Source organism: Pseudomonas sp. HLT2-19-2, from assembly GCF_054898005.1.
Genome location: NZ_CM142712.1, coordinates 5123889 through 5140600, shown reverse-complemented (window position 1 = coordinate 5140600; position 16712 = coordinate 5123889). Strand labels below are relative to the sequence as shown.

The following is a 16712-nucleotide window of genomic DNA, read 5'->3' as shown; positions in this document are numbered from 1 at the left end:
CGCACAAGTCACCTGGGAGACCGCGATGCTGGAAACTGCGCAGTATGAATGTCCGTATTGTGGTGAGGAGGTTGAGACAACTGTGGATCTGTCCGGGGGCGATCAGACCTATATCGAGGACTGTCAGGTGTGCTGTCGGCCGATAACGTTTGTGTTGCAGGTTCACGGAGAGGAATGGCATCTCGAAGTGTTCAGCGAAAATGAGTGAGGGGCGTCTATGCAGCGAATCTACGAGCCTGAAAACCTGATGGAAGGTGAGTTGCTGCAAGGCATGCTGGCTAGCGAGGGCATCGAGGCGCATCTGGTGGGGCGTGATTTGCTCGGTGGAAGCGGCGAACTGCCGATTTACGGCTTGCTGGGCTTGTCGGTGAATAACGACCAGGCCGAATATGCCCGGGAGCTGATCACCGCGTACAATGCCGCGCTGCCACTGCCCGGCGACGAACCGGAAAGTTTTCCCGGCACGCTGGTCTGTTAGGCTGGCGTTCGTTTTATTTAGAGTCGTGTTGCCCCATGTGTGGACGTTATGCCCTGTTTCGCTGGAACCCCGCCTTCGCGGCCCTGCCTGGCTTCCCCGCCGATCAGCAGGCCCAGTGGAATATTTCTCCCAACGATTCGGTGCTGATGCTGCGTGCAGGCGTTGACGGTCAGCGCGAGTTGGCTCGGGCACGTTGGGGTTTGACGCCGCCGTGGCTGACCGATCTTTCCCGTACCCCGGCCCATGCCCGTGCCGAAACCGTCGCTGAACAACCGATGTTTCGCCAAGCCCTGCGCGAACGCCGCTGCCTGCTGCCGGCCAATGGTTTTTACGAGTGGCGTGGCACGACTCGTAAGCGTCCGTACTGGCTGACACCGGGGGAGGGTTCGACGCTGTTCTTTGCAGCGATCTGGGAAGCGTATCCGGTGCAGGAGCAGGTGTGGCTGAGCACGGCGGTGATCACGCAGCCGGCGGCGAGTCAGCGCCGGCCGTTGATTCTCGATGCGATGGGGCAGGAGGCGTGGCTGAATCCTGAAACACCATTGCATGCGTTGCAGGCGTTGCTCGCCAGTGAACCTGCTGCATTGCGCGAGCGGGTGTTGGCGAATTTGGTGAACGATCCGAAGTTGAATGGGCCCGAGTGTCTTACTCCGGGTTGAGATATTGATCGTTCCCACCAGAGCGTGGGAACGATCATTTCTCGGTTGTCTTCAGACCTTGAACTGATTAATCAACCGCCGCTGCTGTTCCGCCAACTTGGTCAAATCCGCACTCGCCGCACTCGATTCATCCGCTCCGCCAGCCACTTCATTGGCCACTTGCCCAATGTTGATCACATTACGATTAATGTCGTCAGCCACCGCGCTCTGTTCCTCGGCCGCACTGGCAATCTGCGTGTTCATGTCGTTGATCACCGACACCGCCTGAGTAATCGTCTCCAACGCCTCGGCCGCTTTCGCCGCATGCTGCACGCTTTCGTCGGTGCGGTTCTGGCTGTCTTCCATCACGCGCACTACATCGCGCGTGCCTTGTTGCAGCTGCTGGATCATGGTCTGAATTTCTTCAGTGGCTTTCTGTGTTTTCTGCGCCAGATTGCGCACTTCATCGGCCACTACCGCAAAACCACGTCCCTGCTCACCGGCACGGGCCGCTTCAATGGCCGCGTTCAAGGCCAGCAAATTGGTTTGTTCTGCGATCCCGCGAATGGCGGTGAGGATTGCGTTAATGTTCTCGCTGTCCTTGGCCAGGGTCTGTACCACGCTGACGGCCTTGCCGATTTCCACCGCCAGTACGCCGATCGAGTTCGACGTATCGCGTACGATCTGCATGCCCTGGGCCGCCGCTTTATCCGCATGGCTGGCGGCTTGCGCAGCCTGGGTCGCGTTGCGCGCCACGTCCTGGGCAGTGGCGGTCATTTCATGCACCGCCGTGGCCACCTGATCGATCTCGGCCATTTGCTTGTGCACGCCAATGTTGGTGCGGATGGCGATGTCGGCGGTGTGTTCCGATGAGTCGCTGACGCTCTGCACCGACGTCACCACCTGAGTGATCATCGCCTGCAACTTGGCCAGGAAGGTGTTGAAGCCTTTGGCAATCGAGCCCAGTTCATCGGCGCGGTCGCTGGTCAGGCGGCGAGTCAGGTCGCCTTCGCCCTGAGCGATGTCGTCGAGCATGGCGACCATCTGCTTCAGCGGCCGGGCAATGCCGTGGCCCACCAGCCAGATCACCAGCAAACCGATACCGGCGATGAACAAACCGACCATGGCCATGCCAAAGGTGTCGGACTTGCGCTGAGCGTCCAGATCGGTCTGAAGTTTTTGCAGGTCGGCCATCACCGCGTTCAACGGCAGTTGCAGCATGAGGGTCCAGCGAGCGTCGGTCTGGCCGATGCCGAACGGCAGGTACAACTCGATCCGGCCATGGGCCTTGTCGACGGTGTAGGTGACTTCACCGCGCTTGAGATTGGCCATGTTGGCGATCTGCTGGCTGTCGAGGATGTCGCTGACTTTCTCACCGAATTTGCTCGGGTCCTTGGTGTAGGCGACGATCCGGCCGTTGCCGCCGATCAAGGCCATAACACCTGAGCCGCCGTACAGCTTCTGATTCGCGCCGAGGAGCATTTCCTGAATGAAGTTCACCGACAAGTCGGCGCCGACGATGCCTTGAAAGGCCCCGTTGAGCATGATCGGTTCAATAAAGGAGGCGAGCATGACGATCTTGTCGCCGACCTTGTAGGGCGCCGGATCGATCACGCAGGATTTTTTGGTTTCTTTCGAGCACAGGTAGTACTCGCTGGCGCGCACGCCGGTGGACAGGGTTTTCTGGTCGTCGACGTCCACCAGTTTATCCAGGCCAAGGCTGCCGTCTTCGTTGCGGAACCACCACGGCAGGAAGCGGCCGTTGCTGGCGTCGATGCCGACCACCTTGGTGTCGACGTAGGCCGCATCGTTGTGATCGAGGGCGTCTTTTTCCCAACCGACGTAGGTGCCGAGAATTTTCGGGCTCTTGGTGACGTTTTCCTTGATCAGGCTGATCAATTGCTCACGGCTCAGGCTTAACTGTGGCTGACCATCGGCGCCCGGTGTACCGATTAATGCGTTGACTCGCACCAGTCCGCCGGCAATCAGCAGTGGCGCTTCGAGTTCACGCTGAATCTGGCTGACCTGGGTTTGCGCCAGTGACGTCAGGCGCTGTTCGATGACTTGTTCGAATTGTGCCTGGGTCCGCTCCTGGACCATGTCTTGTGTCCGTGCGCCGGAAAACAGCGCGTACAGCACCAGGGCTGCCACGACACTAAGAACGATGGCGCCGGCGAGGGCTGCCACGGAAAACTGGATCGACTTGAATTTCATGGGTGCTCCGCACGCAAGAGGACGTCTGCGGTGCTGTATCGGCAGGGGTGTCGATGGCCATGAGCGGGGTTTGACGAATTGGCTGTTTTGCAGGCGTTAATGTCGCAAATGAATCATCACGGTCCGTTATCGACCGCGGTGGGCGCTGTTAGGTGAATTTTTTCCTACGGTCATGAGAGCTTTGTCTGAAATGTGCGTCTACACCTCTGTTGTATCTGGCGCCAATACAATTCACCGCCTAGGATAACCGGCATGTTTTCAGGGAATTTTTTGATGAATAAGACATTGGTTTTGTGTGCGCTGAGCGCAGGTCTGCTGCTCGCGGGTTGTCAGTCGGTCAACACCACCAGCGGTGGCGCGGTGGGCGTTGAGCGCAAACAGTACATGTTCAGCATGCTGTCGACCGATCAGGTCAATCAGATGTACGCCCAGTCTTATCAAAAGACAGTCGGCGAGGCGAGCAGTAAAGGCGTGCTGGACAAGACCAGTAGCGAGGCCAAACGTGTCCAGGCCATTGCCGACCGGCTGATTGCCCAGGCGCCGATTTTTCGACCAGATTCGGCCCAGTGGAAGTGGGAGGTCAACCTGATCAAGAGCGACGAACTTAACGCCAACTGTGGGCCTGGCGGCAAGATCATTTTCTACACCGGCCTGATCGACAGCCTAAAACTGACCGACGATGAAATCGCCGCGATCATGGGCCACGAAATCGCCCACGCCCTGCGCGAGCACGGTCGTGAAGCAATGTCCAAAGCGTATGGCATCGAAATGGCCAAGCAGGGCGCCGGTGCCTTGTTCGGTCTGGGTCAGGACAGCCTGGCGCTGGCGGACACCGTGGCCAACTACGGCATGACCTTGCCCAACAGTCGTTCCAATGAAAACGAGGCGGACCTGATCGGCCTCGAACTGGCTGCTCGCGCCGGCTACAACCCGAACGCGGCGATCACCTTGTGGAACAAGATGAGCAAGGCTTCGCAAGGTTCGCCGCCAGAGTTCATGAGCACGCACCCGGCGTCGGCCAGTCGGGTTGCTTCGTTGCAAGCGGCGATTCCGAAAGTCATGCCGCTGTACGAGAAAGCCAAAAAGTCCTGAGCCATTGATCGCTCCCACGCAGACGGTTCGACGCCTCGACGTGGGAGCGATCTGCTTAGCGCGTCAAACCCACCCGCTGCTCTGCATCGCCTTGTACACCGCGACAATGGCGAGGATGAAGAACGCCGACGCCGCCAGGCGACGAATCAGGGTGAGCGGCAATTTATCCGCGGCAAAGTTACCCGCCAAAACCACCGGCACGTTGGCAATCAACATCCCGACGGTGGTGCCGATAATCACCAGCCACAGTTCCGGGTATTGCGCAGCGAGCATCACGGTGGCGACCTGGGTCTTGTCGCCCATCTCCGCAAGGAAAAACGCGATCAACGTGGTCAGGAACGGTCCGAACTTGCGGGCGGTGCTGGCTTCGTCGTCGTCCATCTTGTCCGGCACCAGGGTCCACAACGCCGTCGCGGTGAAACTCGCGGCGAGGATCCAGTGCAGCATCGCATTCGAGAAGAAGCCACCGACCCAGGCACCTACCGCACCGGCTGCTGCGTGGTTGGCCAGGGTCGCAGCGACGATACCTGCGATGATCGGCCAGGGTTTGCGAAAGCGAGCGGCGAGAATGAGCGCGAGCAGTTGCGTCTTGTCGCCGATTTCGGCCAAGGCAACGATTGCGGTGGGAACGAGAAATGAATCCAGCATCAGGGTTTTCCTAAGGGGCGGGTCGACACGGCTATGACACGTACAGCCTTCCCGCCCCGGGTAAGGTGTTCGTGTCATAGGTCTTGTCAAACCCTGCGATCCGTCTGATGCGGACGCTTGGGTCGCATACGCCATGGTCTGTTGACCAAGTATGTTGACGTATGCCGGACGAGCATGGCGCTCGTGGGAGACTACTCCCCTAGGACGGAGCGGATTCTGCCTAGGCAAATCCGATTGGGCAAGCCTCTTTTTAAAAGAATGCCTAGCCGCGTTTGGCCCGATAGATTCTGAAGCCCTGTCCCTCAGCCTTGATTGCGCACACCCCGAGATGCTCTTCGATCAGCGGCTGGTACTTCAGGAAGCTGTTCGCCACCAAGCGCAGTTCGCCACCGTTTTTCAGATGTTTGGCTGCTTTTCGCAGCAAGTTCTCGGTGGCGAAGTAGTCGGTGTGAACGCCGACATGGAACGGTGGATTGCTCAGAATTGCACTCAAGCCCATCGGTGCAGCGTCGATGCCATCACCGGTAATCACGTCCGCTTCGAGGCCGTTAGCCGCCAGGGTCAGACGACTGCTGGCAGCGGCAAACGCATCCACATCAAGCAAAGTGACCTGGTTGTGTGGATAACGCCGCTTGACCGCCGCACCCAAAACGCCTGCGCCGCAACCGAAGTCGAGCAAATGGCCACTCGGCAACTTATCGAGATGTTCCAGCAGCAACGCGCTGCCGCGATCCAGCCGCCCGTGGCTGAACACGCCCGGCAGGCTGATGACTTTCAACGGACCTTCGGCCAGCGGCAACTCATACGTCTCGGCCAGGCTTTCCAGCGATTTGGCTTCTGGTGCAGTGGCCACGGTGACCTGCCAGAGCTGGCAATGCCGCGCGCTGTCGAGCTTGCGCGGTTTGCCGAAGGGGTTCAGTTGCTTGGCCGCGCCTTCGATGCCACTGCGTTTTTCACCCACCAGATACAGTTCACGACCGGCCAGTTTTGAGGCGAGGGCATTGAGGATGTAGTCGGTCAGGTCCTTGGACTTGGGCAGAAACACCACGGCGGTGTCAAACGCGCGCTCCGATACAGTCACACCGAAATGGCTGCGCTCGGCGAAGCGGGCGTCCAGCGCTGCTTGATCGCCGGCATGCCAGCACCAGCCATGAGCGTCGGGCAGACGGCCTAGCAGGTCATCGGCGGGCAAACCGGCCATCAGCACAGAACCCTGGAATAACTCGGCCTGACGAAGCAGTACTTCACTGCGCGGATCCATAATCTGCTCCTGTGAAAAAAAGTGCCGCAGTTTATCAACTGACGACCCGCAGCGCTTTACCGCTGAAGTATCCCTGAGCGTTTTCGGTCAACTGGCCCACGATTCGCTGCCGAGCCTCGCGACTGCCCCAGGCGTTGTGCGGGGTGACAATCAGCCGTGGAATGTCGTGGGCCAGCAGCGGATTGCCGGCGGTCGGCGGCTCGACACTCAACACATCGGTGGCCGCACCACCCAGGTGACCGTTGCGCAAGGCATCGGCCAATGCCTGTTCGTCGATCAAACCACCGCGCGCGGTGTTAACCACGAACGCACCAGGTTTCATCGAGGCCAGCTCACGGGCTCCGATGAAGTGGCGGGTGTGTTCGTTGAGCGGACAGTGCAGGGTCAGCGCGTCTATCTGCGGCAGCAGCTCATTCAGGGGCAAGCGATCCGGCCGGGCAGGGCGCCCGGGAATCTGTCCGAGCAGTACGCGCATACCAAAGGCTTCGGCCAGTCGTGCGACCGCGCCGCCCAGTTCGCCATGACCGAGCAGACCGAGGGTTTTGCCTTCCAGTTCGACAATCTGGTAATCCAGCAGGCAGAACTGTTTCGCCTGCTGCCAGCGACCTTCGCCGACAGCCTTTTGATAATCGGCCAGGCGCGTTGCCATATTAAGCAGCAACATGATCGTGTGCTGCGCCACCGACGGCGTGCCGTAACCCTGGCAGTTGCAGACGGTAATCCCGTGGGCGCGGGCAGCCGCGAGATCAACGTTGTTGGTGCCGGTGGCGGCGATCAGGATCAGCTTCAGCTCGGGGCTGGCAGCGATGGCGGCGGCGTCGATCAGAATCTTGTTGCTGATGGCAACGGTGGCGCCCTTGAGGCGTTCGATCACCTGGTCCGGCGTGGTCTGGGCGAAAAGCTGTAAGTCGCTGAAACACTCTTGCAGCGGGCTGAGGTCGAGGTCGCCCAGGTCCAGGGACGGGTGGTCGAGGAAAACGGCGCGGTGAGTGTTCGTCATCAACTGTACCTTTTGTGCAGTGAACTGAAGGCGTAATCTGCCGAGCCTACCAGATGAAACAAACAGTTACGCTTGGCCAAAAGGATCCCCCCATGTACTGGACAGAGTTTTTGACCGTTGCCCTGATTCACTTGCTGGCCGTGGCCAGCCCCGGCCCGGATTTTGCGGTGGTGGTGCGTGAAAGCGTGACCCACGGTCGTCAAGCGGGTACCTGGACGGCGCTGGGTGTTGGCACAGCGATTTTCCTGCACGTTGGCTATTCGCTGCTCGGCATCGGCCTGATCGTGTCCCAGTCGATCGTGCTGTTCAACGCCTTGAAATGGGCGGCTGCCGCTTATCTGCTGTACATCGGCTTCAAGGCCCTGCGCACGCAACCGGCCAAACCGGTGGCTGACGATCTGCATAAAGAAGCGGGCGAGCGCACGGCTCGCGGCGCCTTCACGTCGGGTTTCGTGACCAACGGTCTGAACCCGAAAGCCACGCTATTCTTCCTGTCGTTGTTCACCGTGGTGATCAATCCGCATACGCCGTTGGCGGTGCAGGCGGGTTACGGGGTTTACCTCGCGGCGGCCACGGCTTTCTGGTTCTGCCTGGTGGCGATGCTGTTCAGCCAGCAACGCGTACGCGCCGGTTTCGCCCGCATGGGCCACTGGTTCGACCGGACCATGGGCGCCGTGCTGATCGCCATCGGTGTAAAACTCGCGTTCACCGAGATGCATTGATCGATCGCAGCCCTTGGAGCTGGCTTGCTAGCGAAGACGGTGTGTCTGGCGAACCGCGTCGTCTTATTCGCCAGCAAGCCAGCTCCTAAAAAGGGGGGAGTTCGGCGAATTCGTGCAAAGGCTGGCGCAAAGCTAGCATTTGTCCGAGGTTATAAATCATTCCTTTGGCTGATTTGGCGGGCGTCCAAGGGCACTAGAGTGCTTACTTTCAGCCACGACCGTGCAGTCAGAAAAGGGACTCTTATGTTGCAGACTCGCGTTATCCCCCCAGCCGAAGGCGCTTACCAGTATCCGCTGCTGATTAAACGGCTGCTGATGTCCGGCGCTCGCTATGAGAAAACCCGCGAGATCATTTACCGCGACCAGTTGCGCTACAGCTATCCGACCCTGATTGAACGGGTTGCAAGGCTGGCCAACGTGCTGACGGCCGCCGGCGTCAAGGCTGGCGATACCGTGGCGGTGATGGACTGGGACAGCCATCGTTATCTGGAATGCATGTTCGCCATCCCGATGATCGGCGCGGTGATCCACACCATCAACGTGCGCCTGTCACCGGAACAGATCCTCTACACCATGAACCACGCCGAGGACCGCTTTGTGCTGGTCAACAGCGAGTTCGTCGGGTTGTACCAGGCCATTACCGGGCACCTGACCACGGTGGAAAAAACCCTGCTACTGACTGACCTGCCGGAAAAAACCGCCGACTTGCCGAACCTCATCGGCGAGTACGAACAGTTGCTGGCGGCCGCGAGCCCGCAGTACGACTTCCAGGACTTCGACGAAAACTCCGTCGCGACCACGTTCTACACCACCGGCACCACCGGTAATCCCAAAGGCGTGTATTTCACCCATCGGCAACTGGTGCTGCACACCATGGGCGTGTCGACCATCATGGGTGCCATCGACAGCGTGCGTTTGCTGGGCACCAACGACGTCTACATGCCGATCACCCCGATGTTCCATGTGCACGCCTGGGGCCTGCCGTATGTGGCGACCATGCTCGGGCTCAAGCAGGTCTATCCCGGCCGTTACGACCCGGAATATCTGGTGGAGCTGTGGCGCAAGGAGAAGGTCACTTTTTCCCATTGCGTGCCAACCATTCTGCAAATGCTCCTTAATTCCAAGGCCGCGCAAGGTACCGACTTTGGTGGCTGGAAAATTGTGATCGGCGGCAGTGCGTTGCACCGCACGTTGTACGAAGCCGCCAAGGCCAATGGCATTCAGCTGACCGCCGCTTACGGCATGTCGGAAACCGGACCGCTGATCTCGTGCGCGCACCTCAACGACCAGCTGATGGCCGGCACCGAAGACGAACGCACCACGTATCGGATCAAGGCCGGTGTGCCGGGGCCATTGGTGGAAGCGGCGATCGTCGACACCGATGGCAACTTCCTGCCCGCCGATGGCGAGACCCAAGGCGAACTGGTGCTGCGTGCGCCGTGGCTCACCGAGGGTTATTTTAACGAACCGCAAAAGGGCGCCGAGCTCTGGGCCGGGGGCTGGCTGCACACCGGTGACGTAGCGACCCTGGACAGCATGGGAGTGATCGATATTCGCGACCGGATCAAAGACGTGATCAAGACCGGCGGCGAGTGGATCTCCTCCCTGGACCTGGAAGACCTGATCAGTCGCCACCCTGCGGTACGCGAAGTAGCAGTGGTGGGGATTGCCGATCCGCAGTGGGGCGAGCGTCCGTTTGCACTGCTGGTGGTCCGCGAAGGCCATGTGATCGGGGCGAAGGAGCTGAAGGAGCACCTCAAGCCATTCGTGGAATTGGGGCATCTGAGCAAGTGGGCCATCCCGAGCCAGATCGCTCTTGTTACTGAAATTCCCAAGACCAGTGTCGGCAAGCTCGACAAGAAGCGTATTCGCGTCGACATCACCGAATGGCAAGCCAACAACAGCACGTTCCTCTCGACGCTTTAAGTGTCATTTGGCGTGCCCGAAAGGCACGCCAGCCCCACCAAGCAAGCGCTTGGCTTGTTAAATCTGAATTTTCAGCCATCCTTGCCGGGCCGACGGGCGTCGGCTTGGCAAAGGACTGTTCCAGAGTGGCTGGCAGCTGCAAATCACACTTTAGAGGGATCAAGCAGTACTACCTGCTGGCTATAGTCCGCTCAAGGATTTTTAAGAACGGAGCAAACGCACAAAACGGGGCGATGCATCTTTGGAATGACTTAGAGACCCTTTGGCTTCCAGTCATCCACAGCGTTTTTAGAAGTACTCACTGCCATAACAATAATGCACATGGAGTAGCGTCGATGACATCAGTAAACCAGTTCTGGCGCCGGGCTAAACTGCCCCTGGCGGTCAGTCTTGCCTCTACGCTCGCCGGGCCAGCATTCGGCGTCAGTTTCAACGTTGGTGAAATCGAAGGTCAGTTCGACTCATCCCTGTCGATCGGAGCCAGTTGGTCTACCGAGAGTGCCAACAAGAACCTCATCGGCGTCAACAACGGTGGTCGCGGCCTCTCCCAGACTTCCGATGACGGTCACTTGAACTTCGAGAGCGGGAAAACCTTCTCGAAGATCTTCAAGGGCATCCATGACCTTGAATTGAAATACGGCGACACTGGCGTTTTCGTCCGTGGCAAATACTGGTACGACTTCGAACTCAAGGACGAAAGCCGTCCTTTCAAGGACATCAGCGACAGCAACCGCAAGGAAGGCGCCAAGTCCTCCGGCGGCCAGATTCTCGACGCTTTCGTCTACCACAACTACTCCGTTGCCGATCAGCCGGGCTCCGTGCGTCTGGGCAAGCAAGTAGTGAGTTGGGGTGAAAGTACCTTCATCGGCGGCGGTATCAACTCGATCAACCCGATCGACGTGTCCGCGTTCCGTCGTCCAGGTGCCGAGATCAAGGAAGGTCTGATCCCGGTCAACATGTTCTACGTCTCGCAGAGCCTCACCGAGAACCTCTCGACTGAAGCCTTCTATCAGCTTGAATGGGACCAGACCGTTACCGACAACTGCGGCACCTTCTTCTCGCAACCGGACGTGATTTCGGATGGTTGTGACAACAACCTGGCGGTACTGCGTACCCGTAACGGACTCAACAGCGCATTGACGGCTGCGAGGCTACCGGCTTCGCTGCGTAATGCCAGCATCAACACCCTGGCTGCCAGGGGCGTGACTTGGGGTGACCCGGATGAAGGTGTAATCGTTCGTCGCGGTCCGGATCGCGATGCCCGTGACAGCGGTCAATTTGGCGTGTCCTTCAAATACATGTTCGATCCGCTGGACACCGAGTTCGGCGCCTACTTCATGAACTACCACAGCCGTGCGCCGATTTTCAGCGGCAAAGGTGCTCCGGCGAGCGCTTACAGCGCGGCGGGCCTGGTGGGCTCGCTGGTGGCCAGGGGTGTTCCTCTCGCTGTCGCGCGTAACCTGGCACCGACCTTGTTGCCATTGAATGTGGCCGGTAACTCCAGCTACTACGTCGAGTACCCTGAAGATATTCGCCTGTATGGCTTGAGCTTCTCCACCACGTTACCGACAGGTACTGCGTGGAGTGGTGAGGTCAGCTATCGGCCGAATGCGCCGGTTCAGCTCAACACCACCGACATTCTCTTTTCCGGCCTGACGCCTCTGAACCCTAACGTTTCCGTGCTCCAGGGTACGCCAGGGCAGGATCAACAGGGCTATCGCCGCAAGGAAGTGACCCAGCTCCAGACGACCCTTACTCACTTCTTCGACCAGGTGATGGGCGCCGAGCGACTGACCCTGGTGGGCGAGGTCGGCTTTACTCACGTTGGCGGTCTGGAAAGCACTTCCAAAGCGCGTTACGGTCGTGACCCGAGCTACGGCCCGGGCCCGTTGCCAGGTGGTCAGTGCCAGACATTGAACAGCGGCACCCTGGCCGGTGGACCACAAAACAACGTGAGCCGCTATTGTGAAAACGACGGATTCACCACCGCAAACTCCTGGGGTTACCGCGGTCGTGCCATCTGGGAATACAACAGCGTATTCGCCGGCGTGAACCTCAAGCCGAACGTGGCCTGGTCCCATGACGTGAGCGGTTACTCGCCTGGCCCTGGCGGCAACTTCGAGGAAGGTCGCAAAGCAGTGAGCCTGGGTGTCGATGCCGAATACCAGAACACCTACACCGCGAGCCTGGCGTACACCAACTTCTTCGACGGCAAGTACACCACCGTGGATGACCGCGACTTCGTTGCGCTCAGCTTCGGCGTGAACTTCTAAGCACTGATTATCAGGACGAACACACCTATGAAAATAACCAAGAGTCTGTTCCAAGTCGGTGTTCTGGGGCTTTCGCTGCTGGCGACCGGCGTGATGGCGGCGGTCCCTGCGGCCGAAGCGGACAAACTGGGCAAGAGCCTGACCCCGATGGGCGCCGAAATGGCCGGCAATGCTGACGGTTCGATTCCGGCCTGGAAACCATTGCCGAAAAACGCCGGCGCTGTCGACGGCAAAGGTTTCCTGTCTGACCCGTTTGCCAGTGAAAAACCACTGTTCACCATCACTGCGCAGAACGTCGACCAGTACAAGGACAAGCTCGCACCGGGCCAGTACGCGATGTTCAAGCGCTACCCGGAAACCTTCAAGATCCCGGTCTACCCGTCCCATCGCGGCGCCACCGTGCCGGATGCCGTGTTTGCCTCCATCAAGAAAAACGCCACCAGCACCAACCTGGTGTCTGGCGGCAACGGCCTGGAAAACTTCGAAACCGCAGTTCCGTTCCCGATCCCGAAGACCGGCGTTGAAGTCATCTGGAACCACATCACCCGCTATCGCGGTGGCAGCGTGACCCGCCTGGTAACCCAGGCCACGCCACAACCGAATGGCTCGTACAGCCTGGTGTACTTCCAGGACCAGTTCGTGTTCCGCGACAAGATGAAGGATTACGATCCGGCGAACCCGGGCAACATCCTGTTCTACTTCAAGCAGAAAGTGACCGCGCCGGCACGTCTGGCCGGTGGTGTGCTGCTGGTACACGAAACCCTCGACCAGGTGAAGGAGCCGCGTTCGGCGTGGGTCTACAACGCCGGTCAACGTCGCGTGCGTCGCGCGCCGCAAGTGTCCTATGACGGGCCGGGTACTGCGGCGGACGGCCTGCGTACCTCCGACAACCTGGACATGTACAACGGCGCGCCGGATCGTTACGACTGGAAGCTCGAAGGCAAGAAAGAGATGTACATCGCCTCCGACAGCTACAAGCTCGACTCACCTCAACTCAAGTACGACGAAATCATCAAGGCCGGTCACATCAACCAGGACCTGGCTCGTTACGAGCTGCGCCGGGTCTGGCATGTGGTCGCAACCCTGAAGGAAGGTCAGCGTCACATCTACGCCAAGCGTGACTTCTACATTGACGAAGACACCTGGCAGGCGGCCGTGATCGACCACTACGACGGTCGTAATCAATTGTGGCGTGTGGCGGAAGCTCACTCCCAGAACTACTACAACGTTCAGGTGCCGTGGTACACCCTGGAAACCTTGTACGACCTGCAATCGGGTCGCTACCTGGCACTGGGCATGAAGAACGAAGAGAAATCGGCGTATGACTTCGGCTTCACCGCCACCACCAGCGACTTCACTCCGGCTGCGCTGCGCCAAGAGGGTGTTCGCTAAGCGGTACTGAACAGAGGCCGCATCCTCGAGAAACGCCCCGACTGGTTCGGGGCGTTTTTTTTGAATTTCATAACGATCGTTGTAGCGGTCAATTCAGGTCAGGCGTGGCTGTCGGGTTCTACCGATACCTTTGCTTGTATTCTTTTTGTAGTCATTTGTAGCAATAACCTTCATTCCCTCTTCGTTTACCGCTAGGCTGCGGACATCTGCAACGCCGCCAACCGCCATTCAAACAAGAGCCGGCCATGACTGATCTGTCCCCACACCCGGGCCCTGCAAGCGTTGCCGTCGCGGCACTGGACGGGCGCTTTTTTCGGCCTCCGTTGCCCGACGGCCATGTGCTGCGGCCTCGTCTGTGCGAGCGCCTGAGTGCGGGGCTCGGTGGCAGGCTGTTGCTGGTCAGCGCACCGGCGGGGTTTGGCAAAAGTTCGTTGGCCGTGGAGTTCTGTCAGGGCTTGCCGGCTCACTGGCAAAGTCTGTGGCTGGGGTTGAGTCCGCGAGACAGCGATCCAGGGCGTTTTCTTGAGCGGTTGCTCGAAGGCCTCCAGGACTATTATCCGCAACTCGGCAGCCAGTTTCTGGGCCTGCTGAAAATGCGGCAGCGGCATCAGCCGTTTGCCTTTGAAGAATGGCTGGACGGTTTGCTCGATGAGTTGGCTGTGCACCTGGCATCGAGTACGCCTTTGCTGTTGGTGCTTGATGACTACCATCTGGCGCAGGGCCCGGTGCTCGATCGCTGCCTGCAATTTTTCCTCAATCATCTGCCCGACGGCTTGCTGGTCATGGTCACCAGTCGGCAGCGGCCGGACTGGCATCTGGCACGCCTGCGGCTGTCACGGCAACTGCTCGAGTTGAATGAACAAGACTTGCGCCTGACTCACGATGAAGCCTTGACCCTGCTTGATCGTCACAGCAGTTCCTTGCGCGGCGAAGCGCTGGAGAGCCTCATCCAGCGCAGCGAAGGTTGGGTTGCCGGACTGCGTTTCTGGCTACTGGCGGCGTCCGAAGCGGGCACCCAGGGTGCTTTGCCGCAGTCGCTGCATGGCGGGGAAGGGCTGATCCGCGATTACCTGCTCGAAGAAGTCATCGATTGTCTGCCCGCCGAGGTGCAGTCATTCCTTTACGACACCGCACCCCAGGAACGCTTTTGCAGCGAACTGTGCGACGCCGTTCGCGAAGCCCATGACAGTGCCGAGATCCTGCGTTTTCTGCTGGCCCATCAGGTGTTCCTGGTGCCACTGGACGAACAGGGTCACTGGTATCGCTACCACCATTTGTTTTCAGACCTGCTGCGCACCCGGCCTCCCGCGCAGGCGATCGTGCCGGCGGCCACCCTGCACCTGCGCGCCTGTCGATGGTTCAATGCCCAGGGGCTGCTCGATGAGGCGGTCGAGCAGGCGTTGCGTGCCGGGCACCTGGATGTCGCGGCGAACCTGGTCCAGAACCTCTCCGAAGAACAACTGCTGGCCGAACAGAACGTCGGCATGTTGCTGCGCTGGAAAATGGACTTGCCCGACAGCCTGCTGATCAGCACGCCACGGCTGATCGTGCTGTACAGCTGGGCATTGGGGCTGGCTTGTCAGCTGGACGCCGCGGAGGAACTGGCCAGTCATTTGAGCCGCTTCCTGCCGGCCCCGTCAGCCACTGCGCAGAAATCAATGCTGGCGCAATGGCTGGCCCTGAGCGGAATCATCGCTCGCGGGCGCGGCAATCGCGAACTGACGTTGCTCTATTGCACCGAAGCGCAGGAGAGCCTGCCGGCCAAACGCTACGGGCAACGCCTGGTGTGCCTCTCGACCCTGTCCAACCTGGCCATTGCCGACGGCGACTTGTGGCGCGCACGCGGGTTGAACCGTGAGTCTCTGGAGTTGGCGCAACGGGTTGGCAACCCGCTGTTCGAAGCGCTGGCCCATTACGACCGCGCTCGCGTGCTGCAAGCGCGAGGGGAAATCCTTCGTTCGCTGGATGAAGTGCGTCAGGGCCTGCAACGCCTGCAACAGTTATCCCCGCAACGGCTCTATGCGGTGCGCGCCCGACTGACCTTGTACGAGGGCTTTTTACTGGCCCTGCGCTTGCAACCGCAAGCCGCACGGGCACGTTTGCAAGCCGGTTTGAGTGAAGCACGAGCCTGTCGCGACATCAGCGTATTGATCGGTCACTGCGTGATTGCCAGGCTTGAGGGCAGCAGTGGCGAATTCGCCAAAGCCTTTGCCGAACTCGCCGAAGCCGAGCGCTTGATGCACATCTGGGACGTACCGCCGATTTACTACCTGGCGATGATTACGCTGGTCAAATGCGAGCTTTGGCTAGCCCAGGGTCGCACCGATCTGGCCGAAGCCTGGCTCGCTCGCTTGGGCCAGACCTATAACGGCGAACACGCTGCAGCGCCTCCGGAGTTCCATCCGCAACTGCCGCTGCATATCGAGTTGCAGCAGGCCTTGCTGGAGGTCATTCAAGGGCAGCCGATGCTGGCCGAAGGACGATTGAATGCGTTGCTTGAGCATGGGCAGCAAACCGGCAGGCAGATGCTCTGCGTGATGGCGTTGACTCAGAAAGTGACGTTGTTGCTGGGGGGCGGGCGCGAACCCGAGGCCCGCAAAGCGCTGGCTCAAGCCCTGGAGGCGGCGGCCGGTGGGGTGCTGCAACCGTTTGAGGGGCTGTTGGCTGAACATCCGGACTGGCTGCGTAACCAACTTCAACTCGGTGTGCCGACCCCCGTTTCATTGAGCCTTTCAGAAAAACTTCCGGCAGTGACAGCCCGTCCCGCAGCGGAGTCATCCGCCACGACGGAACAACTCAGTGCGCGCGAAATGGCCGTCCTGCGACTGATCGCCCAGGGCTGTTCAAATCAGGAAATCAGCGATCAACTGTTTATTTCGCTGCACACGGTGAAAACCCATGCCAGCCATATCAACAGCAAGCTTGGGGTGGAACGGCGTACGCAGGCGGTCGCCAGGGCGAAGGAGCTGGGGGTGTTGGGGTAGCGCATTTTTTTGAAGTGCATGACCGCAAATGACTCGATGCAAATGTGTGCGAAAATTGCCCATCCCCGTTTATCGAGCATGCCC

General features: G+C 59.6%; 13 protein-coding genes and 1 riboswitch. Of the genes, 9 read left to right on the top strand and 4 right to left on the bottom strand.

What is annotated here, in order from left to right; genetic code table 11:
- The first annotated feature begins 25 nt into the window (after positions 1-25).
- The 3 genes from ACYZTU_RS24065 to ACYZTU_RS24055 are packed head-to-tail and all read left to right on the top strand — an operon-like array spanning position 26 to position 1137.
- Positions 26-208: a CPXCG motif-containing cysteine-rich protein gene (locus tag ACYZTU_RS24065; protein ID WP_461966071.1), complete on the top strand. Its 183-nt coding sequence runs from the start codon at positions 26-28 to the stop codon at positions 206-208.
- A gap of 9 nt (positions 209-217) precedes the next feature.
- Positions 218-478: a putative signal transducing protein gene (locus ACYZTU_RS24060; RefSeq protein WP_461966069.1), complete on the top strand. Its 261-nt coding sequence runs from the start codon at positions 218-220 to the stop codon at positions 476-478.
- Positions 479-513: 35 nt separating this feature from the next.
- Positions 514-1137: an SOS response-associated peptidase gene (locus tag ACYZTU_RS24055; RefSeq protein WP_461966067.1), complete on the top strand. Its 624-nt coding sequence runs from the start codon at positions 514-516 to the stop codon at positions 1135-1137.
- A gap of 51 nt (positions 1138-1188) precedes the next feature.
- On the opposite strand, the gene ACYZTU_RS24050 is transcribed toward ACYZTU_RS24055, so the two are convergent.
- Positions 1189-3330, bottom strand: a complete 2142-nt coding sequence (locus ACYZTU_RS24050; RefSeq protein WP_461966065.1) for a methyl-accepting chemotaxis protein — start codon at positions 3328-3330, stop codon at positions 1189-1191.
- 273 nt (positions 3331-3603) lie between these two features.
- On the opposite strand from ACYZTU_RS24050, the gene ACYZTU_RS24045 reads away from it, so the two are divergent.
- The gene (locus ACYZTU_RS24045; protein WP_461966063.1) at positions 3604-4422 is read left to right on the top strand and encodes a M48 family metallopeptidase; all 819 of its coding nucleotides are present in this window, start codon (positions 3604-3606) and stop codon (positions 4420-4422) included.
- 63 nt (positions 4423-4485) lie between these two features.
- On the opposite strand, the gene ACYZTU_RS24040 is transcribed toward ACYZTU_RS24045, so the two are convergent.
- The 3 genes from ACYZTU_RS24040 to ACYZTU_RS24030 all read right to left on the bottom strand — a co-directional run bounded on the left by ACYZTU_RS24040 (position 4486) and on the right by ACYZTU_RS24030 (position 7331).
- Positions 4486-5070, bottom strand: a complete 585-nt coding sequence (locus ACYZTU_RS24040) for a TMEM165/GDT1 family protein (protein ID WP_461966061.1) — start codon at positions 5068-5070, stop codon at positions 4486-4488.
- 88 nt (positions 5071-5158) lie between these two features.
- A riboswitch (yybP-ykoY riboswitch) is annotated at positions 5159-5283 on the bottom strand.
- Between the two features lie 49 nt (positions 5284-5332).
- Positions 5333-6331 carry a methyltransferase gene (locus ACYZTU_RS24035; protein WP_461966059.1) on the bottom strand — a complete coding sequence of 333 codons (999 nt, stop codon included), beginning with the start codon at positions 6329-6331 and terminating at the stop codon, positions 5333-5335.
- Between the two features lie 34 nt (positions 6332-6365).
- On the bottom strand, positions 6366-7331 hold the full coding sequence (locus tag ACYZTU_RS24030) for a 2-hydroxyacid dehydrogenase (protein ID WP_461966057.1): 966 nt from the start codon (positions 7329-7331) through the stop codon (positions 6366-6368).
- A gap of 92 nt (positions 7332-7423) precedes the next feature.
- On the opposite strand from ACYZTU_RS24030, the gene ACYZTU_RS24025 reads away from it, so the two are divergent.
- The 5 genes from ACYZTU_RS24025 (at position 7424) to ACYZTU_RS24005 (ending at position 16628) form a co-directional block, all read left to right on the top strand.
- Entirely contained in the window at positions 7424-8053 is a 630-nt protein-coding gene (locus ACYZTU_RS24025; protein WP_461966055.1) for a LysE family translocator, read from the top strand.
- 243 nt (positions 8054-8296) lie between these two features.
- Positions 8297-9979: a fatty acid--CoA ligase gene (locus tag ACYZTU_RS24020; RefSeq protein ID WP_461966053.1), complete on the top strand. Its 1683-nt coding sequence runs from the start codon at positions 8297-8299 to the stop codon at positions 9977-9979.
- Positions 9980-10314: 335 nt separating this feature from the next.
- Positions 10315-12252, top strand: coding sequence for a DUF1302 domain-containing protein (locus tag ACYZTU_RS24015; RefSeq protein WP_461966051.1), 1938 nt, complete (start codon positions 10315-10317; stop codon positions 12250-12252).
- A 27-nt stretch (positions 12253-12279) separates the two neighbouring features.
- Positions 12280-13644, top strand: a complete 1365-nt coding sequence (locus tag ACYZTU_RS24010) for a DUF1329 domain-containing protein (protein WP_461966049.1) — start codon at positions 12280-12282, stop codon at positions 13642-13644.
- A gap of 245 nt (positions 13645-13889) precedes the next feature.
- Positions 13890-16628, top strand: a complete 2739-nt coding sequence (locus tag ACYZTU_RS24005; RefSeq protein ID WP_461966047.1) for a LuxR C-terminal-related transcriptional regulator — start codon at positions 13890-13892, stop codon at positions 16626-16628.
- Positions 16629-16712 lie beyond the last annotated feature (84 nt).

Coding starts and splice junctions, on each gene's coding strand:
- ACYZTU_RS24065 (WP_461966071.1), top strand. CDS start 26: ATGCTGGAAACTGCGCAGTATGAATGTCCGTATTGTGGTGAGGAGGTT.
- ACYZTU_RS24060 (WP_461966069.1), top strand. CDS start 218: ATGCAGCGAATCTACGAGCCTGAAAACCTGATGGAAGGTGAGTTGCTG.
- ACYZTU_RS24055 (WP_461966067.1), top strand. CDS start 514: ATGTGTGGACGTTATGCCCTGTTTCGCTGGAACCCCGCCTTCGCGGCC.
- ACYZTU_RS24050 (WP_461966065.1), bottom strand. CDS start 3,330: ATGAAATTCAAGTCGATCCAGTTTTCCGTGGCAGCCCTCGCCGGCGCC.
- ACYZTU_RS24045 (WP_461966063.1), top strand. CDS start 3,604: ATGAATAAGACATTGGTTTTGTGTGCGCTGAGCGCAGGTCTGCTGCTC.
- ACYZTU_RS24040 (WP_461966061.1), bottom strand. CDS start 5,070: ATGCTGGATTCATTTCTCGTTCCCACCGCAATCGTTGCCTTGGCCGAA.
- ACYZTU_RS24035 (WP_461966059.1), bottom strand. CDS start 6,331: ATGGATCCGCGCAGTGAAGTACTGCTTCGTCAGGCCGAGTTATTCCAG.
- ACYZTU_RS24030 (WP_461966057.1), bottom strand. CDS start 7,331: ATGACGAACACTCACCGCGCCGTTTTCCTCGACCACCCGTCCCTGGAC.
- ACYZTU_RS24025 (WP_461966055.1), top strand. CDS start 7,424: ATGTACTGGACAGAGTTTTTGACCGTTGCCCTGATTCACTTGCTGGCC.
- ACYZTU_RS24020 (WP_461966053.1), top strand. CDS start 8,297: ATGTTGCAGACTCGCGTTATCCCCCCAGCCGAAGGCGCTTACCAGTAT.
- ACYZTU_RS24015 (WP_461966051.1), top strand. CDS start 10,315: ATGACATCAGTAAACCAGTTCTGGCGCCGGGCTAAACTGCCCCTGGCG.
- ACYZTU_RS24010 (WP_461966049.1), top strand. CDS start 12,280: ATGAAAATAACCAAGAGTCTGTTCCAAGTCGGTGTTCTGGGGCTTTCG.
- ACYZTU_RS24005 (WP_461966047.1), top strand. CDS start 13,890: ATGACTGATCTGTCCCCACACCCGGGCCCTGCAAGCGTTGCCGTCGCG.